The 23,742-nt window shown below is 69.6% G+C and carries 26 protein-coding genes and 1 pseudogene; 4 read left to right on the forward strand and 23 right to left on the reverse strand.

Annotated elements, in window-relative coordinates:
* Positions 1-64 precede the first annotated feature (64 nt).
* From tpiA to ACWF62_RS05040, 14 genes are all read right to left on the reverse strand, one after another.
* On the reverse strand, positions 65-850 hold the full coding sequence (gene tpiA / locus ACWF62_RS04975; RefSeq protein WP_452629545.1) for a triose-phosphate isomerase: 786 nt from the start codon (positions 848-850) through the stop codon (positions 65-67).
* Positions 840-2,054 carry a phosphoglycerate kinase gene (locus ACWF62_RS04980; RefSeq protein WP_378506310.1) on the reverse strand — a complete coding sequence of 405 codons (1,215 nt, stop codon included), beginning with the start codon at positions 2,052-2,054 and terminating at the stop codon, positions 840-842. Before ACWF62_RS04980 ends, tpiA begins: the two co-directional genes overlap by 11 nt.
* Positions 2,055-2,059: 5 nt before the next feature.
* The gene (gene gap, locus ACWF62_RS04985; RefSeq protein ID WP_378506309.1) at positions 2,060-3,079 is read right to left on the reverse strand and encodes a type I glyceraldehyde-3-phosphate dehydrogenase; all 1,020 of its coding nucleotides are present in this window, start codon (positions 3,077-3,079) and stop codon (positions 2,060-2,062) included.
* A gap of 82 nt (positions 3,080-3,161) precedes the next feature.
* Positions 3,162-4,145: a DNA-binding protein WhiA gene (gene whiA, locus ACWF62_RS04990; RefSeq protein WP_378506308.1), complete on the reverse strand. Its 984-nt coding sequence runs from the start codon at positions 4,143-4,145 to the stop codon at positions 3,162-3,164.
* On the reverse strand, positions 4,136-5,203 hold the full coding sequence (locus ACWF62_RS04995) for a gluconeogenesis factor YvcK family protein (RefSeq protein WP_378506307.1): 1,068 nt from the start codon (positions 5,201-5,203) through the stop codon (positions 4,136-4,138). Before ACWF62_RS04995 ends, whiA begins: the two co-directional genes overlap by 10 nt.
* Positions 5,200-6,096, reverse strand: a complete 897-nt coding sequence (gene rapZ, locus ACWF62_RS05000; protein ID WP_378506306.1) for an RNase adapter RapZ — start codon at positions 6,094-6,096, stop codon at positions 5,200-5,202. The genes ACWF62_RS04995 and rapZ overlap by 4 nt, the downstream gene beginning before the upstream one ends.
* On the reverse strand, positions 6,093-8,198 hold the full coding sequence (uvrC, locus tag ACWF62_RS05005; protein ID WP_452629546.1) for an excinuclease ABC subunit UvrC: 2,106 nt from the start codon (positions 8,196-8,198) through the stop codon (positions 6,093-6,095). The genes rapZ and uvrC overlap by 4 nt, the downstream gene beginning before the upstream one ends.
* A 9-nt stretch (positions 8,199-8,207) precedes the next feature.
* Positions 8,208-8,681: a PH domain-containing protein gene (locus ACWF62_RS05010; RefSeq protein ID WP_378506304.1), complete on the reverse strand. Its 474-nt coding sequence runs from the start codon at positions 8,679-8,681 to the stop codon at positions 8,208-8,210.
* Entirely contained in the window at positions 8,678-9,166 is a 489-nt protein-coding gene (gene ribH, locus ACWF62_RS05015) for a 6,7-dimethyl-8-ribityllumazine synthase (protein WP_378506303.1), read from the reverse strand. The genes ACWF62_RS05010 and ribH overlap by 4 nt, the downstream gene beginning before the upstream one ends.
* The gene (locus ACWF62_RS05020; RefSeq protein WP_378506302.1) at positions 9,163-10,410 is read right to left on the reverse strand and encodes a bifunctional 3,4-dihydroxy-2-butanone-4-phosphate synthase/GTP cyclohydrolase II; all 1,248 of its coding nucleotides are present in this window, start codon (positions 10,408-10,410) and stop codon (positions 9,163-9,165) included. The genes ribH and ACWF62_RS05020 overlap by 4 nt, the downstream gene beginning before the upstream one ends.
* A 90-nt stretch (positions 10,411-10,500) precedes the next feature.
* Complete coding sequence (locus tag ACWF62_RS05025) at positions 10,501-11,109, reverse strand: riboflavin synthase (RefSeq protein WP_378506301.1); 609 nt, start codon at positions 11,107-11,109, stop codon at positions 10,501-10,503.
* A gap of 41 nt (positions 11,110-11,150) precedes the next feature.
* Positions 11,151-12,164 carry a bifunctional diaminohydroxyphosphoribosylaminopyrimidine deaminase/5-amino-6-(5-phosphoribosylamino)uracil reductase RibD gene (ribD, locus tag ACWF62_RS05030; protein ID WP_378506300.1) on the reverse strand — a complete coding sequence of 338 codons (1,014 nt, stop codon included), beginning with the start codon at positions 12,162-12,164 and terminating at the stop codon, positions 11,151-11,153.
* Positions 12,165-12,166: 2 nt separating this feature from the next.
* Positions 12,167-12,850: a ribulose-phosphate 3-epimerase gene (rpe, locus tag ACWF62_RS05035; protein ID WP_378570080.1), complete on the reverse strand. Its 684-nt coding sequence runs from the start codon at positions 12,848-12,850 to the stop codon at positions 12,167-12,169.
* Positions 12,851-12,860: 10 nt separating this feature from the next.
* Positions 12,861-13,208 carry an MmcQ/YjbR family DNA-binding protein gene (locus tag ACWF62_RS05040; RefSeq protein WP_378506298.1) on the reverse strand — a complete coding sequence of 116 codons (348 nt, stop codon included), beginning with the start codon at positions 13,206-13,208 and terminating at the stop codon, positions 12,861-12,863.
* 170 nt (positions 13,209-13,378) lie between these two features.
* Here ACWF62_RS05040 and ACWF62_RS05045 point away from each other — a divergent pair, with 170 nt between their 5' ends.
* The 3 genes from ACWF62_RS05045 (at position 13,379) to ACWF62_RS05055 (ending at position 17,079) form a co-directional block, all read left to right on the forward strand.
* Entirely contained in the window at positions 13,379-14,743 is a 1,365-nt protein-coding gene (locus ACWF62_RS05045) for a hemolysin family protein (protein ID WP_378570079.1), read from the forward strand.
* Entirely contained in the window at positions 14,736-15,743 is a 1,008-nt protein-coding gene (locus ACWF62_RS05050) for a hemolysin family protein (RefSeq protein WP_378570078.1), read from the forward strand. Before ACWF62_RS05045 ends, ACWF62_RS05050 begins: the two co-directional genes overlap by 8 nt.
* A gap of 76 nt (positions 15,744-15,819) precedes the next feature.
* Positions 15,820-17,079 carry a hemolysin family protein gene (locus ACWF62_RS05055; RefSeq protein ID WP_378570077.1) on the forward strand — a complete coding sequence of 420 codons (1,260 nt, stop codon included), beginning with the start codon at positions 15,820-15,822 and terminating at the stop codon, positions 17,077-17,079.
* Between the two features lies 1 nt (position 17,080).
* Here ACWF62_RS05055 and ACWF62_RS05060 read toward each other — a convergent pair whose 3' ends face one another.
* Positions 17,081-18,130: a lipoate--protein ligase family protein gene (locus tag ACWF62_RS05060; RefSeq protein ID WP_378570076.1), complete on the reverse strand. Its 1,050-nt coding sequence runs from the start codon at positions 18,128-18,130 to the stop codon at positions 17,081-17,083.
* A gap of 158 nt (positions 18,131-18,288) precedes the next feature.
* Here ACWF62_RS05060 and ACWF62_RS05065 point away from each other — a divergent pair, with 158 nt between their 5' ends.
* The gene (locus ACWF62_RS05065) at positions 18,289-18,642 is read left to right on the forward strand and encodes a VOC family protein (RefSeq protein ID WP_378506293.1); all 354 of its coding nucleotides are present in this window, start codon (positions 18,289-18,291) and stop codon (positions 18,640-18,642) included.
* Between the two features lie 365 nt (positions 18,643-19,007).
* Here ACWF62_RS05065 and ACWF62_RS05070 read toward each other — a convergent pair whose 3' ends face one another.
* From ACWF62_RS05070 to ACWF62_RS05105, 8 genes and pseudogenes are all read right to left on the reverse strand, one after another.
* On the reverse strand, positions 19,008-19,442 hold the full coding sequence (locus tag ACWF62_RS05070; RefSeq protein ID WP_452629547.1) for a hypothetical protein: 435 nt from the start codon (positions 19,440-19,442) through the stop codon (positions 19,008-19,010).
* Positions 19,443-19,662: 220 nt separating this feature from the next.
* On the reverse strand, positions 19,663-19,938 hold the full coding sequence (locus ACWF62_RS05075) for an MIT C-terminal domain-containing protein (RefSeq protein WP_452629548.1): 276 nt from the start codon (positions 19,936-19,938) through the stop codon (positions 19,663-19,665).
* A 40-nt stretch (positions 19,939-19,978) separates the two neighbouring features.
* Positions 19,979-20,293: pseudogene (locus tag ACWF62_RS05080) on the reverse strand (anti-phage BREX system Lon protease BrxL); the annotation flags it as partial.
* Positions 20,278-21,069 (reverse strand): nucleotidyl transferase AbiEii/AbiGii toxin family protein, encoded by a 792-nt coding sequence (locus ACWF62_RS05085; RefSeq protein ID WP_452629549.1) that lies wholly within the window; start codon positions 21,067-21,069, stop codon positions 20,278-20,280. The pseudogene ACWF62_RS05080 and the gene ACWF62_RS05085, both read right to left, overlap by 16 nt.
* On the reverse strand, positions 21,066-21,704 hold the full coding sequence (locus ACWF62_RS05090) for a type IV toxin-antitoxin system AbiEi family antitoxin domain-containing protein (protein WP_378506289.1): 639 nt from the start codon (positions 21,702-21,704) through the stop codon (positions 21,066-21,068). Before ACWF62_RS05090 ends, ACWF62_RS05085 begins: the two co-directional genes overlap by 4 nt.
* Before the next feature lie 68 nt (positions 21,705-21,772).
* Positions 21,773-22,084 carry a hypothetical protein gene (locus ACWF62_RS05095; protein ID WP_378506288.1) on the reverse strand — a complete coding sequence of 104 codons (312 nt, stop codon included), beginning with the start codon at positions 22,082-22,084 and terminating at the stop codon, positions 21,773-21,775.
* A gap of 120 nt (positions 22,085-22,204) precedes the next feature.
* Complete coding sequence (locus ACWF62_RS05100; protein WP_378506287.1) at positions 22,205-22,528, reverse strand: hypothetical protein; 324 nt, start codon at positions 22,526-22,528, stop codon at positions 22,205-22,207.
* The gene (locus tag ACWF62_RS05105) at positions 22,525-23,262 is read right to left on the reverse strand and encodes a hypothetical protein (protein WP_378506286.1); all 738 of its coding nucleotides are present in this window, start codon (positions 23,260-23,262) and stop codon (positions 22,525-22,527) included. Before ACWF62_RS05105 ends, ACWF62_RS05100 begins: the two co-directional genes overlap by 4 nt.
* Positions 23,263-23,742 lie beyond the last annotated feature (480 nt).

A 23,742-nucleotide genomic window follows, 5' to 3' on the forward strand; every position in this document is an offset into this window, starting at 1 on the left:
AGAGGTGTATAAGAGACAACTGCCAAGGGGACACCACCCGCCCACCGGCGGTGCCGCGATCAGCTCACGGGAGCGGCCCCCCGGCCGCGATCGCGGACAGCGTTGCGAACTCGTCGGCCTTGAGCGAGGCGCCACCGACCAGGCCGCCGTCGACATCGGGCTTCGCGACGAGTTCGCCGACGTTCTTGGCGTTCATCGAACCGCCGTAGAGCACCCGCACGTCCGCCGCGACCTCCGCGGAGGCGAGCTCGGCGAGCGTGGCGCGGACCGCGGCACACACCTCCTGCGCGTCGGCGGCCGAGGCCACCTTGCCGGTGCCGATCGCCCACACCGGTTCGTAGGCGACGACGACCTTGCCGATCTGCTCCGCGGACAGGCCCTTGAGGGAACCCCGCAGCTGCGCGACGTTGTACCCGACGTGGTCGCCCGCCGCCCGGACGTCGAGTCCCTCGCCGATGCAGACGATCGGCGTGATGCCGTGTGCCAGCGCCGCCTTGGTCTTGGCGAGCACGACCGCGTCGGTCTCACCGTGGTACTGCCTGCGCTCGGAGTGCCCGACGACCACGTAGCTGCAGCCGAGCTTGGCCAGCATCGCACCGCTGACCTCACCGGTGTAGGCACCCGACGCGTGCGCCGAGATGTCCTGCGCGCCATAGCTGAGCAGCAGCTTGTCGCCCTCCACCAGCGTCTGCACCGAGCGGAGGTCGGTGAACGGCGGGAGCACGGTCACGTCGACGCGGTCAAAGTACTTCTCCGGCAACGAGAACGCGATCTTCTGCACCAGGGCGATGGCCTCGAGGTGGTTGAGATTCATCTTCCAGTTGCCTGCGATCAACGGCTTACGCGCCATCGAGTACCTCCAGACCGGGCAGGGACTTGCCCTCGAGGTACTCGAGGGACGCGCCGCCGCCGGTGGAGATGTGCGAGAAACCGTCCTCCGGCAGCCCGAGCAGCCGCACCGCGGCCGCGGAGTCGCCGCCGCCGACGACGCTGAACGCGCCCTTCCCGGTGGCGCCGATGATCGCCTCGGCGACACCCTTGGTGCCCGCCGCGAACTTCTCGAACTCGAAGACGCCCATCGGCCCGTTCCAGAACACCGTCCGCGCCCCGGACAGGATCGCGGCGAACCGCTCCACCGACTCCGGACCGATGTCCAGGCCCATCCAGCCGTCCGGGATCTCCAACGCGGACACCGTTTTCGCCTCCGCGTCCGCGGAGAACGAGTCGGCGACCACCACGTCCTGCGGGATGTGGATGACGTCGGCGAACCGTTCGAGCAGCGACCGGCAGGTCTCGATCATCGACTCCTCGCACAGCGAGTTGCCCACCGACACGCCCTGCGCGGCGAGGAAGGTGTAGAACATGCCGCCGCCGATGACGAGGGTGTCGGCCTTCGACGCGAGGGCCTCGATGACGGCGAGCTTGTCGGAGACCTTCGACCCGCCGAGCACCACCGCGTACGGCTCGTCGGAATCCTGCGTCAGCCTCTGCAGGACGTCGACCTCCGCCGCGACCAGCGTGCCCGCGTAGTGCGGCAGCAGGGTCGCGACATCGTAGACCGACGCCTGCTTGCGGTGCACGACACCGAAGCCGTCCGAGACGAACGCGCCGCCCATGTCGGTCAGCTCGACGAGCGCCTTCGCCAACGCGAGCCGCTCCGCGTCATCCTTGCTGGTCTCCCGCGGGTCGAAGCGGATGTTCTCGAGCAGCAGCACGTCGCCGTCGGTGAGGCCCTCGGCGCGCGCGAGCGCGTCCTGGCCGACGACGTCGCCCGCGAGCTGCACGTTGCGGCCGAGCACCTCGCCGAGCTTCGCGGCGACCGGCGCCAGCGAGAGCGCCGGGTCGACGGCACCCTTCGGACGGCCCAGGTGGGCCATCACGATGACCTTCGCACCGGCCTCGGCGAGCGCCGAGATGGTCGGCGCCGAGGCGAGGATGCGTCCCGGGTCGGTGATCGCACCACCGTCGAGCGGGACGTTGAGGTCGGAGCGCACCAGCACCGCGCGGCCCGCGACCCCCTCGTCAAGGAGGTCCTTCAGAGTCTTGACTGCCACTGTGATCAAAGAGCCTTTCCAACTAGACCGATGAGGTCGACGAGACGATTCGAGTAGCCCCACTCGTTGTCGTACCAGGCGACGACCTTCGCCTGGTCATCGATGACCTTCGTCAGACCGGCGTCGAAGATCGACGAGTGCGGGTCGGTGACGATGTCGGACGACACGATCGGGGCTTCGGTGTACTTCAGGATGCCCTTGAGCGGGCCCTCGGCGGCGGCCGCCATCGCGGCGTTGATGTCCGCGACGGACGCCGACCGCACCAGGTTCACGGTGAGGTCGGTGGCCGAGCCGGTCGGGATCGGCACGCGCAACGCGTAGCCGTCGAGCTTGCCCGCGAGCTGCGGCAGCACCAGGCCGATGGCCTTCGCTGCGCCGGTGCTGGTCGGGACGACGTTCACCGCTGCGGCGCGGCCCCGACGCAGGTCCCGGTGCGGGCCGTCCTGCAGGTTCTGGTCCTGGGTGTAGGCGTGGACCGTGGTCATCAGACCCCGGGCGATGCCGAACTCGTCGTCGAGGACCTTGGCGACCGGTCCGAGACAGTTCGTGGTGCAGGACGCGTTGGAGATGATGTTCTGACTGCCGTCGTACCGGTCGTCGTTGACACCCATCACGATCGTGATGTCCTCCCCCTTCGCTGGGGCGGAGATGACCACCTTCTTCGCGCCCGCATCGAGGTGGCCCCGCGCCTTCGCCGCGTCGGTGAAGATCCCGGTGGACTCGACGACAACGTCGACCCCGAGGTCACCCCACGGCAACGCGGCAGGCCCGTCCTTGACCTCGAGGGAGGTGACCCGGGTGTCGCCGACGACGATGGTGTCCGCACCGTCGAGGACGACGTCGTGGGGCAGGCGACCGAGGATGGAGTCGTACTTGAGCAGGTGAGCGAGGGTCGTGTTGTCGGTGAGGTCGTTGACCGCGACGATCTCGATGTCGGTGGTCCCGAGCGCCTTCTGCGCGTCGACGGCCCTGAAGAAGTTGCGTCCGATCCGGCCGAAGCCGTTCACGCCTACCCGAACAGTCACAATTCACTCCTTGACGGTTGTCGTGTGCATTGATCGATCAGGTGTGTGCCACAGCCTAGTGCGCACGGACCGGGATCGGCCGTCAGGCGTCGTCAAGCAGATCGGCGGTCACCGCCGACTCGGTGTCGGGCACTCCGGTCTCCTTCGCCTTGCGGTCCGCCATCGACAGCAGCCGCCGGATCCGCCCGGCGACCGCGTCCTTCGTCATCGGCGGGTCCGCGAGCTGCCCGAGTTCCTCGAGCGAGGCCTGCCGGTGCTGCACCCGCAGGCTGCCCGCCGCGGCGAGATGGTCGGGCACGTCCTCGCCGAGGATGTCCAACGCCCGTTCCACCCGCGCCGCCGCGGCGACGGCGGCCCGCGCCGAACGCCGCAGATTCGCGTCGTCGAAGTTCGCGAGCCGATTCGCGGTGGCCCGCACCTCGCGCCGCATCCGGCGTTCCTCCCAGGTCAACCGCGTGTCCTGGGCGCCCATCCTGGTCAGCAGCGCCCCGATCGCCTCGCCGTCGCGGACCACGACACGGTCGGCGCCCCGCACCTCGCGGGCCTTCGCCGACACCCCGAGCCTGCGCGCCGCACCGACCAGAGCGAGCGCCGCCTCCGGACCGGGGCAGCTGATCTCCAACGCCGACGAACGGCCCGGCTCGGTCAGCGAGCCGTGCGCGAGGAACGCGCCCCGCCACGCCGCCTCCGAGTCGACGACGCTGCCACCGACCACCTGGGCAGGCAGTCCCCGCACCGGCCGCCCGCGCATGTCCAGCAGGCCGGTCTGCCTGGCGAGGGCCTCACCGTCCTTGTTGACCCGCACGATGTACCGGGCGCTCTTGCGCAGGCCGCCAGCGCCGAGCACGTGCACGTCGGCGGCGTACCCGTAGAGGTCGTGGATCTCACCGCGCAGGCGACGCGCCGTCGACCCGAGGTCCACCTCGGCCTCGACCACCACCCGCCCGGCCACGATGTGCAGTCCGCCAGCGAACCGCAGCAGGGACGACACCTCCGCCTTGCGTGCGGACACCTGGGTCACCGCGAGCCTGCTCAGCTCGTCCTTGACCTCTGCTGTCATTGCCACGAAATGGGCTCCCTTCCCGTGTGTGACGTTGTCGCGCCGAATGCGGCCGTGCCGGTGGACTGCCGTCCGGGGGTCTCCCGGTCGGGCGGTGCCGTGTCGAGCGGTGCCGTGTCGAGCGCGGCAGCAAGTTTGGTCGGATCGTGGGTCGCGGTCCCGGCCCGCGCCACGTCCGCGTACCGGACGGTGGCGCCGAGGCGGGCCGCCGCCCGGCACAGGTGTTCGCGTTCGCGGCCGGCAGGCACCGACTCCGCGTCGACGAGGATGTCGTCGACCCGCAGGTCCGGCGCGTGCTGTGCGAGCACGTGCAGGTGCCGTTCGGCGGAGAAGCCTGCCGTCTCCCCCGGTTCGGGGGCGAGGTTGAGGATCAGCGCCTTCCTGGCGGTGGTGTCGCGCAGCGCGGCGGCCAGCTCCGGAACAACGACGTGCGGGATCACGCTGGTGAACCACGATCCCGGCCCGAGCAGGATCAGGTCCGCCCGCTCGACCGCGGCGAGCGCGTCGGGGGTGGCGGGTGGATCGGGGGGAAGCAGCCGGACTCGGCGCACCTGGCCGGGGGTGGTGGCGACCGCGACCTGCCCGCGAATGGTGCGGCACACCCGCGGGTCGGCCTCGAGTCCGACGACATCGGCCTCGATCGCCAGCGGGATCGGCGACATCGGCAGCACCCGGCCCCGGATCCGCAGCACCCGCGTCATCTCGTCGAGCGCGCTGACGGTGTCCCCGAGCACCTCGGTCAGCCCGGCCAGGATCAGATTCCCGACCGAATGCCCGGCCAGCGCCCCGGTGCCACCAAAACGGTGCTGCATCGTCGTCGCCCAGGTCTGCACGTCGGGCTCGTCGGCGGCGAGCGCGGCGAGCGCCATCCGCAGGTCTCCGGGCGGGATGACGCCGAGTTCCGCCCGCAGCCTGCCCGAGGAACCGCCGTCGTCGGCGACGGTGACGACCGCGGTGACGTCGTCACTGAACCGACGCGCCGCGCTGAGCGTCGCGTACAGGCCGTGCCCGCCCCCGAACGCCACGATCGACGGTCCCCGACCGTCCCGTTCCTGCGCGGTCATTCTCTCCCCAGATCACGGTGCACGATCTTCACCGTGATTCCCGTGTCCGCCTCCAGTCGCGCCGCGAGGGCCTCGGTCATCGCGACGCTGCGATGCTTGCCGCCGGTGCATCCGACCGCGATCGTCATGTAACGCTTGCCCTCCCTGCGGTAGCCGTCGGTCGTCAACTCGACGACGTGATGGTAGGTGTCGAGGTAGTCCTGCGCCCCGTCCTGGTCGAGCACGTAGTCCCGGACCAGCGGATCCTGCCCGGTGTGCTCGCGGAGCGCGGGGACCCAGTGCGGGTTGGGCAGGAACCGTACGTCGCAGACCAGGTCCGCGTCCATCGGCAGCCCGTACTTGAAGCCGAACGACTGCACCGTCACCGCCACCGACGGCACCGCCCCGCCACCGAACGCGGCCTCGACCCGGTGCCGGAGTTCGTGGACCGACAGCGCCGACGTGTCGATCACCAGGTCCGCGTCGGCCCGGACGGGCGCGAGCCGCACCCGCTCCGCGGCGATGCCCTCGATCAGCGTCCCGTCGCTGCCCTCGCTCTGCAGCGGATGGCTGCGGCGGTTGCTCTCGAAGCGACGCACCAGCACCGGGTCCGTGGCCTCCAGGAACAGCACCCGGGCGTGGGTCGCCTTCTCCGCGACCTCCTTCACGACGGTGGCAAGGTCGCCGGTGAAGCGGCGGCTGCGCACGTCGATCACGACGGCAAGCTTCGGGATCCGGGATGACGGGGACAGCCCGAGATCCACCATCCGGGTGATCAGTTCCGGTGGCAGGTTGTCCGCGACGTACCACCCCATGTCCTCGAGCACCTTCGCGGCGGTGCTCAGCCCTGCGCCGGACAATCCGGTCACCAGGGCGACGTCGATGTCCGGCTGCTGACCGGTCCGTTCCGTCACTCGACTCCTGCCCTCCTCGACTCGATCGTGCTCGGCTCGGCCGTCACCGGCCGCGCATCATCATCCCCCACCCGGACCGAATCGTCGGTTTTCTGGCCCGTGTCTCCCCCGGTCGGCGCCGCGGCAGCCCCGCCGAGGGCCGCGAGCACGGCCCGTGCGGTGGCGACACCGATCCCGGGGACGGCGGTGATCTCCTCGACCGTCGCCTCCTTGAGCCTGGCAACCGACCCGAAGTGGGTGACCAGGGCGGTGCGTCGGGTCTCGCCGAGGCCCTTCACCGAGTCGAGGGCGGACGCCGTCATCCGCCGCGACCGCTTGCTGCGGTGGAAGGTGATCGCGAACCGGTGCGCCTCGTCGCGGACCCGTTGCAGCAGGTACAGGGCGTCGCTGGTGCGCGGCAGGATCACCGGGTCCTCCTCCCCCGGCACCCACACCTCCTCGAGGCGTTTCGCCAGGCCGACCACCGCGACATCGGTGATGCCGAGGTCGTCGAACACCGCGGCGGCCGCGGTCACCTGCGGCTTGCCGCCGTCGACGACGAACAGGTTCGGCGGGTACGCGAACCGGCGCGGCCTCCCGGTCTGCGGGTCGAGCGCGGCCGCAGGCGCCAGATCGCCGCCACTCGACTCGTCCACCGCCGCACCGGGATCCACACGGGCCGCGTCCTGCGCGTGACGCAGGAACCGGCGCCGGGTGACCTCCGCGATCGACGCGACGTCGTCGGAGTGCCCGTCCCCGGCCGCCTCCCGGATCGAGTAGTGCCGATAGTCCGACTTGCGGGGCAGCCCGTCCTCGAACACCACCAGCGACGCCACCACGTCGGTCCCCTGGACGTGGCTAATGTCGATGCACTCGATGCGCAGCGGCGCCTCGTCGAGGTCGAGCGCGTCCTGGATGCCCTGCAGCGCCGCCGACCGCGACGTCAGATCCCCGGCACGTTTGAGTTTGTGTTGGGCCAGCGACTCTTTCGCGTTGCGTTCCACGGTCTCGGCGAGCGCCTTCTTGTCGCCGCGCTGCGGCACCCGCAGCGACACGGCGGACCCGCGGAGCCCGCTGAGCCACTGCTGCACCTCGTCGACGTCGTCCGGCAGCACCGGGACGAGGACCTCGCGGGGCACGACGGTCGCCGTGTCGGCCTGCGGGCCCGGTGTGCCCGCCAGCGCCGCCTGCTCCCCGTAGAACTGGGTCAGGAACTGCTCGACCAGGTCGGCGGCGTCGCCGTCACCGGAGTGCTCGACGACCCAGCCGCGCTGACCCCGGACCCGGCCGCCGCGCACGTGGAACACCTGCACCGACACCTCGAGGTCGTCGGCGGCGAACGCGACGACGTCGGCGTCGGTGCCGTCACCGAGGACGACCGCCTGCTTCTCAAGCGCCTTGCGCAATGCCCCGAGGTCGTCTCGGAGCCGCGCCGCCGCCTCGAAGTCGAGGTCGTCGGCGGCGCGGTGCATCCGCGCCTCGACCTCCCGGACCAGCTTGTCGGTGCGGCCTGCGAGGAAGTCGCAGAAGTCCTCCACGATCCGGCGATGCTCGTCGGCATCGACCCGCCCGACGCACGGCGCGGAACACTTGTCGATGTAGCCGAGCAGGCATGGCCTGCCGATCTGGTTGTGCCGCTTGAACACACCGGCCGAGCAGGTGCGCGCCGGGAACACCCGCAGCAGCAGGTCGAGGGTCTCCCGGATCGCCCACGCATGCGAGTACGGACCGAAGTAGCGGACCCCCTTGCGGCGCGGTCCGCGGTAGACGAACAGCCGAGGGAACTCCTCGTTCAAGGTCACCGCGAGCACCGGATACGTCTTGTCGTCGCGGTAGCGGACGTTGAACCGCGGGTCGAACTCCTTGATCCAGTTGTACTCAAGCTGCAGCGCCTCGACCTCGGTGCCGACCACCGTCCACTCGACGCTGCCCGCCGTCGTCACCATCTGCCTGGTCCGCGGATGCAGCGACGCCACGTCGGCGAAGTACGAGTTCAGCCTGCTGCGCAGGCTCTTCGCCTTGCCGACGTAGATGACCCGGCCGTGTGGATCGCGGAACTTGTAGACGCCGGGTTCGGTCGGAATGGTTCCGGTCGCGGGGCGGTAGGTGGCTGGATCGGGCACGTATCCAGGCTAGTCGGCGGTGCCGACAGTTCCCTTGTCCCCGCTGGCGGGGGCGTACCGGGCGGCCAGCGACCGGAACGAGCGGACCGCGGACACCGCGTGCTCGCGGTCATTCGACTGAATCGCCATCACCGGGATGTACTCGTCGTCGGGCAGTTCGATCCGCGCCCACGCCGCGCCGTCCGGGAAGGACAGCCCCTGCACCAGGTCCCAGTCCACCTTCCGCTCACCGAACGCGTTGCGGACCAGCACCCCGTCCGCGTTCGCCCGCAGCCGCGGCCGCGCGAGGAGCAGCACCAGGCCGGCGAGCAGGATCCCGATCCCCACCATCGACAGCTGGTCCACCACCCGAAAGTACACGCCGGTCGCGGAGCTGCGGAGGAAGATCCCGAGGACGACGAACAGGAGAATGCAGCCGCCTGCGACGATCATCGCCGCCCGCGCCGACTTCTTGCACCGCACGTCGAGGTCCCATGTGGTCATGTCAGCCCCGCCCGCTCGCGCAGGGTCTTCAGCGTCACCGCGGTGTCGATCGCCGCCGCGCACGCCTGCCCACCCTTGTCCTCCACCGACCCGGGCAGCCCGGACCGGTCCCTGGCCTGTTTCTCGGTGTCGGTGGTCAGCACACCGTTCGCGACGGGGGTGCCCTCGTCGAGAGACACCCGGGTCAGCCCGTAGGTGACGGCGTCGCAGACGTACTCGAAGTGCGGCGTTCCGCCCCGGATCACGACGCCGAGCGCGACGACGGCGTCGTGGGTGCGGGCCAGTTGCTGCGCGACGACCGGCAGTTCGATGGCGCCAGCGACCCGGATCAGGGTGACGTCCTCGATCTGCGCCTGCTTCGCGACCCGCTTGGCGCCCGCGATCAGCGCCTCGGAGATCTCCGGATGCCAGGATCCGGCGACGATCGCGAGCGTCAGGTCCTTCGCCTGACCGAGCTGCAGGTCCGGAAGTCCCTCCCCGCTCACAGCGCGCCACCCTTCTCGAACTCGTCGAGACCGGCCAGGTCGTGCCCCATCCGGTCCCGCTTGGTGCGCAGGTAGGTCAGGTTCTCGGCGTTGGCGCGCAACGGCATCGGCACCCGCGCCAGGATCTGCAGTCCGTAGCCGTCGAGCCCGACCCGCTTCGCGGGATTGTTGGTGAGCAACCGCATCGAGGTGACGCCGAGGTCGACGAGGATCTGCGCACCGATGCCGTAGTCGCGGGCATCGGCGGGCAGGCCGAGCTCGAGGTTGGCGTCGACGGTGTCGGAGCCCGCGTCCTGCAGTTGGTAGGCCTGCAGCTTGTGCATCAGGCCGATCCCGCGGCCCTCGTGCCCGCGCATGTACAGCACGACGCCGCGACCCTCGGCGGCGACCATCTCGAGCGCCGCGTCCAGCTGCGGACCGCAGTCGCAGCGCAGCGAGCCGAAGACGTCGCCGGTCAGGCACTCGGAGTGCACCCGCACCAACACGTCGGCGCCGTCGCCGTCGGCGATGTCCCCCTTGACGAGGGCGACGTGCTCGACCTCGTCGTAGACGCTCTGATACCCGACGGCCTTGAACTCGCCGTGCTGGGTGGGGATCCGCGCCTCCGCGATCCGCACCACGTGCTTCTCGTGCTTGCGCCGCCACGCGATCAGGTCGGCGATCGAGATCAACGCGAGGTTGTGGTCGTCGGCGAAGACCCGCAGCTCGTCGGTGCGGGCCATCTCGCCCTCGTCCTTCTGGCTGACGATCTCGCAGATCACGCCCGCGGGACGCAGGTCGGCCATCCGGGCCAGGTCGACGGCGGCCTCGGTGTGGCCGGGCCTGCGGAGCACGCCGCCCTCCTTGGCGCGCAGCGGCACCACGTGGCCGGGGCGGGTGAAGTCGGTGACCCCGGACTCGGGGTCGGCGAGCAGCCGCATGGTCGCCGCCCGGTCGGACGCGGAGATGCCGGTACCGATGCCGTCCTTCGCGTCGACGGTGACCGTGTAGGCGGTGCCGTGCTTGTCCTGGTTGGTCGAGTACATCGGGGGCAGCCCGAGGCGGTCGCAGTCCTCGCCCGCGAGCGGGACACACAGGTAGCCCGAGGTGTAGCGGACCATGAAGGCCACCAGCTCGGGTGTCGCCTTCTCCGCGGCGAAGATGAGATCGCCCTCGTTTTCGCGATCCTCGTCGTCGACCACGACGACCGCCTTGCCTGCGGCGATGTCGGCGACTGCGCGCTCGATGCTGTCGAACCTGGTCACGTGCTGTGCTCCATCAGTCTTGAATGCTCCGTGCACCGACACGGTGCACCTCAACAGTACGGCCCCCGCCCGGTGCGGCCGCCATCGTGTCTACCGTCCGGCGCTGTACAACCGCTCGACGTACTTGGCGATCACGTCGACCTCCAGGTTCACCGGGGTGCCGGGGGTCGCGGTGCCGAGGACGGTCAACGCGAGCGTGGTGGGGATCAGCGAGATCTCGAACCACTGGTCGTCGCCCTCGCCGCCGAGACCGGAGACGGTCAGGGAGACGCCGTCGACGGTGATCGACCCCTTCTCCACCACGTACCGGGACAGCTGCGCGGGCAGCGCGATCCGGACGATCTCCCAGTTCTCCGACGGGGAGCGGCTGATGATGGTGCCGGTGCCGTCGACGTGGCCCTGCACCAGGTGACCGCCGAGCCTGCTGTTCAGCGCGGCGGCCCGCTCCAGGTTGACGCTGCTGCCGACGACGAGGGCGCCGAGGCTCGACCGATTCAGGGTTTCGGCCATCACGTCGGCGGTGAAGGTGTCCCCGCCGAGCACCTCGACGACGGTCAGGCAGACGCCGTTGACCGCGATCGAGTCGCCGTGCCCGGCATCGGAGGTGACGAGCGGTCCGCGGACCGTGAAGCGGGCCGCGTCGGCCAGGTCCTCCTTGGCGACGATCTCGCCCAGTTCTTCGACGATGCCGGTGAACACTGTGTCTCTTCTCTCTCGGTGGTCAGGGTCGGTGCGGAGGGTCAGGGTCGGGACGGGATCAGGGTGAGCAGCAGGTCCGGTCCGAGGGCCTCGACCGACTCCCGCTCGAATCGCAGCGCGTCCGCGATGGTGCCGACACCGGCATTCTCCACGGCGGCGGCGCCCGCCCCGAGCAGCACCGGCGACAGGTACGCCTGGACCCGGTCGATCAGCCCTGCGGCGAGGAACGCCCCGGCCAGGTGCGGCCCACCCTCGAGCAGGACGTCGGGGTGGTCGGTCAGCGCGGCGAGGACCTCGTTGGGATCCCGGGTCCGCAGCACCAGTGTCGGCGCCGCATCGTCGAGAACCCTTGCCGTGGCGGGTATCTCGCGTTCCCCGACCACCACCCTCAGCGGCTGCCGCGCGGCGAGGGAGCCGTCCGGCCGCCGCGCGGTCAGCCACGGGTCGTCCGCAAGGACGGTGCCGGTGCCGACGACGATCGCGTCGAGCCGCGCCCGCTCGGCATGCACGCGGGCGCGCGCCTGCGGGCCGGTGATCCACTGGCTGGTGCCGTCGGCGGCGGCGCTGCGGCCGTCGAGGGTCGCGGCGAACTTCCAGGTCACGTGGGCGCGGCCGGTGCGCTGCCGGTGCAGCCACGCGCGCAGCGGCCCGCGCTCGACCAGGTCCGTCCCGACGCCGGCGACCACGTCGACGCCCGCGGCCCGGAGGGCGGCCGCGCCGCCCGAGGCCTGCGGGTTCGGGTCACCGACCGCGTACACGACGCGCGCGATGCCCGCGTCGAGCAGGGCCCGGGCGCACGGACCGGTGCGTCCGGTGTGATTGCACGGTTCCAGGGTGACGACGGCGGTGCCGCCGCGCGCCCGCGCGCCCGCGGCCCGCAGCGCCATCACCTCGGCGTGCGGTCCGCCGACCGGCTGCGTCGCACCGACACCGGCGACGTGGCCGGCGGCGTCGAGAATCACGGCGCCGACCGGCGGGTTGGGGTTGGTGGTGCCGCGCACCGCCTCGGCGGCGTCGACCGCCACCCGCAGCGCGGACAGGTCCGCCTCGGTCACCGCTACCCGGCCAGGGTCAGGTGCGGCGACGCGGACGCCGCCTGCGCGCGCAGCTTGCGGACCGCCTCGCCCGGGTCGGCGGCGCCGTAGACGGCGGACCCGGCGACGAAGCAGTCGACGCCCGCCTCGGCGGCGGCCTCGACGGTATCGGCGTTGATGCCGCCGTCGATCTCCACGATCAGGGTGAGCTCCCCGGAGTCGACGAGCCTGCGGACCGCGCGGGCCTTGGACAGCACCTCCGGCATGAACGACTGCCCGCCGAAGCCGGGTTCGACGCTCATCACCAGCAGGGTGTCGAAGCCCTTGAGGATCTCCAGGTACGGCTCGATCGGGGTGCCGGGCTTGATCGACAGGCCGGCCTTGGCGCCGGCGGCGCGGATGTCGCGGGCGACGGCGACCGGGTCGTCGGTTGCCTCGGCGTGGAAGGTGACGTTGTGCGCGCCCGCCTCCGCGTACGGCGGCGCCCAGCGGCCCGGGTTCTCGATCATCAGGTGGCAGTCGAGCGGGATGTCGGTGGCCTTGAGCAGCGACTCGACGACCGGAAGGCCGAGGGTGAGGTTGGGGACGAAGTGCGCGTCCATCACGTCGACGTGCAGCCAGTCGGAGCCAGCGACGGCGGCGGCCTCGTCGGCGAGTCGAGCGAAATCGGCGGACAGGATGGACGGGGCGATCATCGGATGGGCCACGCCAGGGAGTTTAGTGCCCGGGCTCGGGCCGCTCCGCGCGCAGCCGCGTCGGCGCCGTCCGCCGCCACGCGTCCTCGATCAGCTCGCGCAGCTGATCGTGGTCGACGACGTCGAGGTTTACCAGGATCGCGCCGTACCCGTCGTAGTGGGTGGTGGTGAAGTAGGCGGGGTCACCGGACGCGAGCAGAGCCTCCTTCTCGTCGAGCCCGCACAGCAGCACCAGGGCGCCCTCCGCGTCGGTGCGCAGCCGGGCGAACCCCTTGCCTGCGACCTTCAGTGCGGGTGTGCGATACCAGGTGGACTCCTCGACTCCCGGCAGCCCGCTCCCGATCGCGACGACATCGCCCCACGTGTGCATGTGCCCAGTGTGCCGCCACCCGCCGACTCGTGCGACGTAGGCGTTTTGTCCTATTCTCGACGGGGTACCCGTCCCATCTCCAAGAGAGCGTCGATGACACGCGCACCGCGCACACCTCGAAGACCCGTCCCGCCCCGCACTGATCACGCCCCGCACCGGACGGCACGGACGTGCTGACCGTTCTCTCCATCGCCCTCGGGATCCTCGTCGTCCTGGCGATCACCGCGCTGACCGGATACTTCGTCGCGCAGGAATTTGCGTACATGGCGGTCGACCGGTCCCGCCTCAAGGCCCGGGCCGAGGCGGGCGACGCCACCGCGTCGCGTGCGCTCGCCGTCACCCGCCGCACCTCGTTCATGCTGTCCGGCGCGCAGCTGGGCATCACCGTCACCGGCCTGCTCGTCGGATACGTCGCCGAACCCCTCATCGGCCGCGGGCTCGGCGAACTCCTTGGCGGCGTCGGCATCCCCACCGCCGTCGGTGTCGCCGCGGGCGCGCTGCTCGCCGTGCTGTTCTCGACGGTCGTGCAGATGGTGTTCGGCGAACTGTTCCCGAAGAACCTGGCCATCGCCCGCCCCGAACCGGTCGCCGGGCGGCTCGCCCTGTCGACGACCCTGTACCTGGCGGTCTTCGGCTGGCTGATCCGGCTGTTCGACGCGTCGTCGAACCTGCTGCTGCGGGCACTGCGCATCGAACCGGTGCACGATGTCGAGCATTCCGCGACGGTCCGCGACCTCGAGCACATCGTCGCCGAGTCCCGCGACTCCGGCGAACTCCCCAGGGAACTGTCCGCCCTCCTCGATCGGGTCCTCGACTTCCCGACGCGGACAGCGGAACATGCGATGATCCCGCGGTCGCGGGTGGACACGGTGCCCGCCGACGCACCGGTCGCCGAGGTCGTCGCCCGGATGGGAACGGGTCACACCCGCTACCCCGTCGTCGGGACGAGCAGCGACGACCTGCGCGGCGTCGTGCACCTGCACGACCTGCTCGGCGCGCGGGCGGCGGGCAGCGCGGCGGAGCACGCCCGACCCGCGGTGATCGTGCCGACCACGCTGCCCCTGCCCGACGTCCTCGCCCGGCTGACCGCGGCCAAGGACGAGATGGCGTTGGTCATCGACGAGTACGGCGGGTTCGCAGGCGTCGTCACCGTCGAGGACATGGCGGAGGAACTGGTCGGCGAGATCGCCGACGAGCACGACCCCGACCACGAGTCGGGCGAGGCGGCCGTCGTCGACGGCGGCTGGCTGATTCCCGGCGGGGTCCACGTCGACGAGGTGGGCCGCATCCTGGACCGTGAGCTGCCCGAGGACGACGATTACGAAACCCTCGCCGGTCTCGTCATCGCCCGGTTCGGCGGGCTCCCGACGGTCGGCGACACCGTGATCGTCGACCTCCCCGGCGACCCGGCCGACCTGGTCGCGGACCATCCAGCCCCGGCCAGGCAGCTGCTGGTGGAGGTGCGGGGCGTCGGCAGGCACGTGCCGTCGTCGCTGTTCGTGACACTGCGGGAGAAGGAGTCCGACGATGAGTAGCCCGTGGGTCGTGCTGGCGGTCACGGTGGCACTAATCGCGGCGAGCGCGTTCTTCGTCGCGGTCGAGTTCGCGCTGATCGCGGCGCGACGCCACCGCCTCGAGGACGCGGCGCCGCGCAGCCGATCGGCGCGGGCCGCCCTGCGCAGCGCGTCGGAACTGTCGGTGCTGCTTGCCGGTTCACAGTTGGGCATCACCGTCTGCACCCTGGCGTTGGGGGCGGTGACGAAACCCGCCGTGCACCACTGGCTCACGCCGCTGTTCACGGGCTGGGGTGCGCCGACCTGGCTCGCCGACGTGGCCGGGTTCGTGCTGGCGCTGCTGATCGTGACGTTCCTGCACCTGGTGGTCGGCGAGATGGCCCCGAAGTCGTGGGCGATCGCGCACCCGGAACGGTCGGCGACCCTGCTGGCGATCCCGATGCGCGGGTTCATGTGGCTGACCCGTCCGCTGATCGTCGCGCTGAACCGGCTGGCGAACCGGTGCCTGCTGCTGGTCGGCGTCCAACCCGTCGACCAGGTGGCGTCGGGTCAGGATCCGGAGGCGCTGCGGCATCTGGTGGAGCATTCGGCGACCGTCGGCACCCTCGATGAGCGCTACCACGGTCACCTCACCGGCGCGTTGGAGCTGCAGTCGCTGACGGTCGGCGACATCGTCCGGCCGAACCCGCACCCGTCCGCCGTCGCCCCGGACACGACCGCGGACGCGATCCGCGCGACGGCCGAGACGAGCGGTCATCTGCGACTGCTGGTGCGCGGCGCGGAGGGGGTGCGGGGCGTGGTGCACGTGCGCGACAGCCTCGGCGCTGCGGACGGCACCCGGGCGCGGGACCTGATGCGGCCGGTGCTCACGTTCGACGCCAGCACCCCGGTGTACGAGGCGTTGGCGACGATGCGGGAGACCCGCAGCCACATCGCGGTCGTGCGCGCCGCCGACGGGGGCGACCTGGTCGGCCTGGTCACGCTCGCCGACGTTCTCGCGAGGCTGCTGCCCACTTCCTAGACTGACCCAACCCCACCTCGAGGGAGGAGCCGATGCGCGGTGACGGCAGTCCCCGGCGGCCGAGCGGGGTGAGGTCGTGACGACGGCGCTCAACGTCGGCCTGGTGCTGGTGTTCGTCCTCGTCGGCGGGGTGTTCGCGGCGACGGAACTGGCGCTGGTGTCGCTGCGCGAGGGGCAGATCCGGGCGCTGGGCCGGCGCGGCCGCCGCGGGGCGCGCGCGGCCGCGCTGGCCAGGAACCCGAACCGCTTCCTGTCGGCGGTGCAGATCGGGGTGACGGTCGCTGGCTTCTTCTCGGCCGCGTTCGGCGCGTCGACGATCGCCCCCGATATCGCCCCCACCCTCGCCGGGTGGGGGCTGTCGGACGAGACCGCCGACGTGATCGCACTGATCGGCACCACCCTCGTCGTCGCCTACCTGTCCCTGGTCCTCGGCGAACTGGTGCCGAAACGCATTGCCCTGCAACGCGCCACCGGGGTAGCGCTGGTCACCGGCCCGCCGCTGGACCGGTTCGCGTGGCTGATGCGCCCGGTGATCTGGCTGCTGTCGGCGTCGACCGACCTGCTGGTGCGGATCCTCGGCGGCGACCCGTCCCGCACCTCCGAGGAGGTGTCCGCGGACGAGTTGCGGGACATGCTGCTCGGCCACGACGCCCTGCCCACCGACCAGCGGGAGGTGCTGTCGGAGGTGTTCGACGCCGGACCGCGGACCCTGACCGAGGTGATGCGGCCGCGCACCGAGGTGGACTGCCTCGAAGCGGACACCGCGGTCCCGGCCGCCCGGGACCGCGCGATCACCCTGGCCCACAGCCGTTTTCCGGTGGTGGTCGGCGGGTCCCTCGACGACGTCCTCGGGTTCGTGCACCTGCGGGACCTGTTCACCGCCCGCGACGACGGCATCGTGGCGGACCTGGTGCGGCCGCTCGCGCAGTTCCCCGGCAGCAAACGCGCCCTGCCCACCCTCGTCGAAATGCGCCGCGACAACACCCAGATGGTGCTGGTGATCGACGAGTTCGGCGGCGCGGCCGGGATCGCGACCATCGAGGACATCGTGGAGGAACTGGTCGGCGAGATCGGCGACGAGTTCGACCTCGAGTCGGGCGCGCCGATCCCGGACGGCGATCCGGTCACGGTGAGCGGACTGCTGCACGTCGACGACTTCGCGAAGCAGACCCGGATCCGTGTTCCGCACGGCCCGTACGACACGATCGCCGGCTTCGTGATGCACCGGCTGCAGCACATCCCGGCCGTCGGCGACACCGTCACCGTCGGTGAGCACCGGCTGACGGTCACCGAACTCGACGGCTACCGCATCGCCCGGCTGCGGCTGCGCCGGTGAGTCACGGCACCCGGTTGGTCCACTCCAGGGTCGCGAACTTGCTGTCAACCAGTTCGCGGGCCGCGGCGAGTTCGGCGTCGGTGTATGCGGATTCGGCGGTGTCGTAGCGGGCCCGGAAGTGCGCGACGAAGGCCGCAATGATCGCGGAGCGGACCATCCCGGTCTGCGAGCGCATCGGGTCGACCCGCTTGCCGGAGGAGGTGATGCCCTTGTCGGAGATCTTCTCCCTGCCGATGCGCAGCACCTCGGTCATCTTGTCGGCGTCGATGTCGTAGGCCATCGTCACGTGGTGCAGCACCGCACCGGCCGCGAACCGCTTCTGCGCGGCGCCGCCGATCTTGCCGTGCTCGGACGCGATGTCGTTGAGCGGCACGTAGCTGGCCCGGATGCCGACGTCGGCGAGCGCGCCCATCACCCACTGGTCGAGGAACGCGTACGACTGCTCGAAGCTGAGCCCGTCGACCAGCGACGTCGGCACGGCCAGCGAGTAGGTGATGCAGTTGCCCGGTTCCATGAACATCGCGCCGCCGCCGGAGATGCGGCGGACAATGCCGATGCCGTGCCGCGCCGCCGCCTCCTCGTCGACCTCGTTGCGCACCGACTGGAAGGAGCCGAGCACCACCAGCGGCGAATCCCAGTCCCAGAACCGCAGGGTCGGACGGCGGGTACCCGCGGCGACCTCGCGGGTAATCACCTCGTCGAGGGCGACGTGCATTGCCGGATCGAGGACGACGGGGCCGATCACGTCGAAGGTGTGGTCGTGCCAGCTGGTGGCGTGCCCGAGCGCGCGGCGGATCGCGATCCCGACCGATTCCGGGGTGAACCCGATCATCGACACCTCGGCTCCGAGCGCGCGGTCGATGGCCTGGCCGAACTGCGCGGCATCCGCGGTCGCGGGCATGCCGGTCACCGCGTCGACGATGTCGCCGAGCGCCTCGTCGGGTTCGAGGAAGAAGTCGCCCGAGAGCGCAACCCGAGCCAGCCGCTCGTCCGCCACCTCAACATCGACCGCAACGAGTTTGCCGCCGGGGACCTTGTACTCACCACGCATGCCGACGAGCCTAGCGGCCACCGCTGCCGCGGCCCGGATCGTGTCGCGCCGGACGTTCCGAAGGCCTGCGAGACCACCAATACGAATTCGCGATCCAGTTCGACGCGAAGCGGAGTCCGTCCGATGATCGACCCACACCGTTCAGACAGGAGAACAGCATGCGCGTCATCCAGGTCACCACGAATCTGCCGGTCGCCGACATCGACACCGCGAAGAGGTTCTACACCGACTTCCTCGGGTTGAGCATCGAGGAGTTCAACCTCGGCTGGGTCGCCCGCTACACCGACCCCGGGACCGGCGCGCACGTCCAGCTGGTCACCGGCGACGCCACCGCACCCGAGGACTCGGCGATCTCCGTGCACGTGGACGACGTCGACTCCGCGTACGACGAGGCCGTTCGGGCGGGTCACGAGATCGTGCACCCGCTGACCACCGAGGAGTGGGGCGTGCGGCGGTTCTTCGTGCGCGCACCCGACGGCACGGTGATCAACGTGGTCGCGCACCACAACTGAACGCAGCGAACGGGTGGATATCGGGATCGCCTTTCGGCCGATGCCCCGACAACCGCCCGTTCAGGGCGAATCGCCCCTACTCCGGCTTGCGACGGCATCGAACATCGTCGGCCATGGTTGCAGCTCAATTCGTGTGCCGCGGAGAATATGCGGCGACTCATGGCTCGCTCGTTCTGGTGCTTCCGGAGGGAATCAAGCACTACGTCCTCGCCTTCGGCGAAGGTGCACCTGCAGGGAACCAGGTGCCCGTAAACGAAGGCGGCGAACCTGTCGCCAGTGTTGCAGAGCTTCGAACGCAACTGCATGCCCTCCTGGCCCGTACAGAGCAGGGCCGCCCGCTCTGAAGCGTCATATCTCGTGTCCGTTCAGGGCCCTTCACCCACCACCTCACTTCCCGCGGAAGTGATCTCGTAATATCGTGATCCACCCTGACGAGATGAGGCAATCGCCGCGAGCTTCGCCGCGACACCTTCCTCGCCGAGACTGTAGAAGAAGCCGCCATACATGCCGGGAACTTGGAAGAAGAAGCGCGTGTTTCGATCTGCCTCCAGAATCGGCTGAAGTTCCGGTAGGCGCAGTGTGTGCCGATCAACCAGTTCCGCAACCTCGCGGCGAATCACGGCATGAAGTTGCTGCTGGATCTTGAGCAAGACTCCGTGCGGGACGACACATGCGAGGTGCGGCTCCAGTTCAGCCGTCGCCGCGCTGTGGCCGCGTCCGACTGCGACGTCGACGGGACGTTCGCCGCGGGCGTTTTCCAGGGTGCGCCATCCGCCGCGGGCAACGAGTTCACGGATCACCTCGGCGGGCGCGTTGCTGTATGCGGCCTGATGTAGCGGGGTGAACAGGGAGGGCCACCCGGCCGGGTGCTGTTCACGAGATCCGGGTGCTCGTCGAGCAGCTTCATAACACCTGCCCAGTCGCACCACTTTGCGGCGTCGGCGAAGGTGTGTCGCAGTTCGAGTCCCTCACCGAACAGCGCAGCACCCGGTTCGTTGAGGCCGTACCAGATCAACTCTTTCACACGCTCTGCTCCCCCTTCAGGTAGGTGATCGTGCAGGCCTTCATGCGTCGACGGTCCTGCCGCCGACTCCGGATGTCGTACCTCCCGGCACTCTCAAACGGCTGGAAGACGTCCAGGCCGCGCCCCGGTTTGGCCGCGATGATCTCGACGAGCAGCTCGTAGAGGTTCCGGAGTTGGTGCGGCGCCCGGATGTACGGGTCGACGATCTCGATCCTCGTCGCGCCACGCAGGTGCGGGATCAGGATCAGCAGTCCCTCGAACGAGTACCCCATCGCGTCCTCCGGGATGTCGAGCGCGCGGGACGACGGCGACCTTGTCGATGACGCGGTGCCAGCCGCGGTCCCGGATGGTCGACTTCACCAGTTCGGCTTCGCCGCGGTGCACGTAGTGCTGGGCGAGGATGTTGCGGACGCTTTCGATGCCGGTGTCGATCGTCGCCTCGTCGTCGGTGGCGCAGTACTGGGCGAGGAGGAACTCAAGCACATACCCGGGGACGACGGCGTTTCCCCACACCCGACCGACGAGATCCTTGCGGACGACGAGTCCGGGGAATTCGGTGTTGGCCTTGGCCTCGAGCGCGGTGAGCCTGGGTGTCGCGGCGGGGGCCTCGTCTACGGTGTCGGCCACGGCTCTCCATCTTCCTGCACGGCCTCGGGTTCGGTCACACGCGCCCAGGCAGCGCCGACCGCGATCAGCGCATCGCGCGCGGTCACAGACAGCTGGGTTTGTCCGGCCAGCTGCGCTGTCCAGTCGTTGTCGGTCGGTGGCGTGACGAACAGGTGCCCGCCGGGCGGCTTGCCAGTCGGCCCGTGCTGCCGGTAGAGATCTGCTGCCTCGTCGTCGATGGCTCCGATTCCGGCCAGCGCCCACAGGTCCCACAGATCGCGTGATGCGCGGCGGTCGTGCCAGGTCGCGGTCTTCGACGCGGCGAACGCTGCACGTGTGGGCACCGTCAACTGTGCTGGCGGCGAATCGAGGTAGCGCTGCGCGAGGGCGCGAGTTTCGGCGGGCCACACCGTCCGATCCTTCGACGACAGCAACTGCACCTTGACGGTCAGGCCGCTCGCCGTTCGGAGGTGCGCGGCCGCGGTGTCCCGGACGGTGGCGAGCGCGGGCTCCCAGCTCAACCGTCCGTGCGTGCGCGCCACTGCACGTGGGAGCGCGGCGTCGATCTCGGCGGCCAGTTCGGTGCGGTTGCCGAGAGCGACCAGGTCGATGTCCTCGCTGAGACGACCGTCCACGAGGTGCGTGCGGGCGAGAGCGGTGCCGCCGATGAAGTGGAGCCGGTCCGCGAAACGGTCGGACAGCACCGCGAGGAGATGCGAGATGAGGTGGTCGCGTTCCACCTGTTCCGGCGCAACCCCGAACCGGGCTGCGACAACGTCGCGTTCGTCGATGTTCACGGCCTCTCCCCCGCCCAGATCTCGGCGCGCCGCAGGCTGGCGACCATCCGCTGCTCCCGCGCCAGTTCTTCGAGTCGATCCCGGTCGCTGCGGCGGTAGAGCGTCGCAATGGCGCCGGGAATCTCGGCTTCCGCGTTCCCGAGAAGCGGCCGTCGCGAGAGGTCGAGCACGGTCTGTTCGGGCGTGGTGACCAGGGCCGCACCGAGCGGGGTGCCGATGCGTTCTGCGTCGAGTGCATCGGTGTCACGCTGCACGAATCGAAGGATGGCGGGACGGTCGAGCAACTCGATCGGCCGGTGCCGGTACGGGACAGCGACGACCGCGGCAGCCAGTGCCCGCGGGATTGCACCAAGTAGCCGGGCGGCACTGATGCCCATCACCACTGACCGGTCGGCCCCGTAGATCGTCGACGCGATGCCCGCCGCGGCAGATTCCAGGCCGGGCAGCCACGCACGTCCGACCTGTTCCTGCGGCACGACAATGTAGTAGCCGCGGGCCACCCGATGCAGGACGCCCCTATCCGCGAGCCGGGACAGTTCCGGACGAGGGTGGCGGTAGACGTGGGCGACGTCTTGTGGACGAATCGTGCGCAGTGCAGTCCGCGCCAACTCGGCCGGCAGCGGTGTGCCGCGCATCCGCTCCACCACCCTTCAGTACACGTTTCGTAGGCTCCTACCCTACGAAACGCGTACTGAATCAGCAATCAGAGCGGGTCGAAGAACCCGTCGAATCCGCGCTGCAGGGATACCGTGGTGTGCCGGTACTCGGTGCGGGTGCCGTTGGTGAGTTCGTCGGCGCGGATGTGGACGGACTTGCCGTTGTAGCGTTCGGCGGCCTCGCTGAGCACGAGTTCGACGGTGTAGCTCCGGTCCCGGATATCCTCGGCGGCGTTGTCCACGACGACGGTCCGCTCCCCCGACAGCGGAGTCCCGTCGTCGGCGTACACGCCGACGACGGGGGTTCGGGCGCGCCGTTTCCCGGTGACGACCTCGCGCTGCAGCAGGGTGACGAGCACGGTGCTGGAGGTGATGGTGGGGCTGCTGACGTTTGACGTCGACGGTGGGGACCGACATCACCTTCACAGGGCCCTACGCTGTCAGCGCTGCGCGGGGTGCTCAATTTCATTCGCATGTGCTCAGACCATCTCGTAATCCCCGTGCTCGTTGAAGCGAAGTTGCTTGTGATGCGCTGCGAAACCTGCAGCGTCGCACGAGTGTAGGAAAGACAGCTTCTCGTACATGGCGTCGTACTCATCCCAGAGGGAGTTCGCAACAAACTTCAGCCTTCGCGCACCTTTCAGTCGGGCGGAGATCTTCCATCCGGCCAGAACGCTGGTCCAGTGCTCCGTGGACACATCACCGCGGACATAGAAAGTGGCATTCCGTCCAGCGATGAAGCTGATCGCGATGGCATCCTCGACAAACCCCGAGACGATCGGTCGACGTACCACGAGAATCACGTAGCTCTCGTCAATGCTCGAACCAGAACTGTCGATGCCGTCCGGACCCTCGAAGACCCTCGCGCATAGTGGCAGTTCTCGGAACCGAACTCTGCTTCCAACTGTTCGAGGACGTTCAGCCGCTCATCGTCGATTTCGATGAGTGAGCCACCGACATGCATGACGCCATCGCCATCCAGCAGCTCATCAAGGTCTACGTCGGTTGTGAACTTCCTGGCGATCGCCCCTCCACCGTTCGCGCCGATACTCGCCGTGGGCCGCGTAGGCGGATCGAATCGACCGAGAAAATCCAGCTCGCCGTCCAGAATCGCGTCCATCATCTCGATGAGCTCGTCGTTTCTCCGTTTCTGGGTCGACCTGTAGTAATGGCGTACCGACGCCGCTGCCCATTCTTGCCGCTGAATCTGAGGAGACCATAGCCGGGCCAACCGCCCGCCACCCGACGTTCGAAGCTCGCGATTGATCAGGGTACGACTCTTCTCGACCGCGGCGACCCCGGACACGAGCGACAGAACAAGCAGTTCGTCGAGAAGATGTCCAGCATTCTGCTCGCCCGGCTCGCCGCTACCAGGAAACGACCGGTCCCACATGAACTCACACGACAATGTCACGTACTGAGCCGATGCAACGTGCCTGTACTTCAGTGACCGCGGTCCGTTGTGGTGTGGTACCGCATCGAACCGACCCTTCATGTCACCTAGCGGCAGCTTCGCCGCCGTGACAACGCGGGCCATATCAGCCAACTAATGCTGCGACGGTGAAGCCCAAGGAAACTCGCTCGAACATGATTCCCCGACAGCCAACTTGTACTTCAAGTACGTGTTTCGACTCGGATCACCAATTCCGAAGAATCGATCGAGTCGATCCAGCTGTTCTCGGTCGCCCACCTTCTCCCGAAGCTGCGGCACATCGAACGTCACCAAGGCCGACCGAAGATCAAACGATTCCACCGCACCACCATTCGCGCTCATCAAATTTGGAGGGAGCGTACTGGCAGCAGACACTCTGCGGTCGTTGTGGTCCCGTCGAACGGGCGGTTATCGGGATCGCCTCTCGGCCGATGCCCCGACAACCGCCCGTTCGACGAGCGCGCTACTCCACTGGCTTGCGCAGCGCCGCCATGAACATTGCGTCGGTGCCGTGCCGGTGCGGCCACAGCTGCACGCCGGGGCCGGCGCCCACACCGGGGACGCCGGGGACCAGCTCGCGGGTGT

The organism is Rhodococcus sp. NPDC054953 (genome assembly GCF_053609225.1).

Excerpts from the sequence above, each read along its gene's own strand:
- tpiA (WP_452629545.1), bottom strand. The coding sequence starts at position 850 with ATGGCGCGTAAGCCGTTGATCGCAGGCAACTGGAAGATGAATCTCAAC.
- ACWF62_RS04995 (WP_378506307.1), bottom strand. The coding sequence starts at position 5,203 with ATGACCGCGCAGGAACGGGACGGTCGGGGACCGTCGATCGTGGCGTTC.
- ACWF62_RS05010 (WP_378506304.1), bottom strand. The coding sequence starts at position 8,681 with ATGACCACATGGGACCTCGACGTGCGGTGCAAGAAGTCGGCGCGGGCG.
- ACWF62_RS05040 (WP_378506298.1), bottom strand. The coding sequence starts at position 13,208 with ATGCACACGTGGGGCGATGTCGTCGCGATCGGGAGCGGGCTGCCGGGA.
- ACWF62_RS05050 (WP_378570078.1), top strand. The coding sequence starts at position 14,736 with ATGAGTAGCCCGTGGGTCGTGCTGGCGGTCACGGTGGCACTAATCGCG.
- ACWF62_RS05060 (WP_378570076.1), bottom strand. The coding sequence starts at position 18,130 with ATGCGTGGTGAGTACAAGGTCCCCGGCGGCAAACTCGTTGCGGTCGAT.
- ACWF62_RS05065 (WP_378506293.1), top strand. The coding sequence starts at position 18,289 with ATGCGCGTCATCCAGGTCACCACGAATCTGCCGGTCGCCGACATCGAC.
- ACWF62_RS05075 (WP_452629548.1), bottom strand. The coding sequence starts at position 19,938 with ATGGGGTACTCGTTCGAGGGACTGCTGATCCTGATCCCGCACCTGCGT.
- ACWF62_RS05090 (WP_378506289.1), bottom strand. The coding sequence starts at position 21,704 with ATGCGCGGCACACCGCTGCCGGCCGAGTTGGCGCGGACTGCACTGCGC.
- ACWF62_RS05105 (WP_378506286.1), bottom strand. The coding sequence starts at position 23,262 with ATGGCCCGCGTTGTCACGGCGGCGAAGCTGCCGCTAGGTGACATGAAG.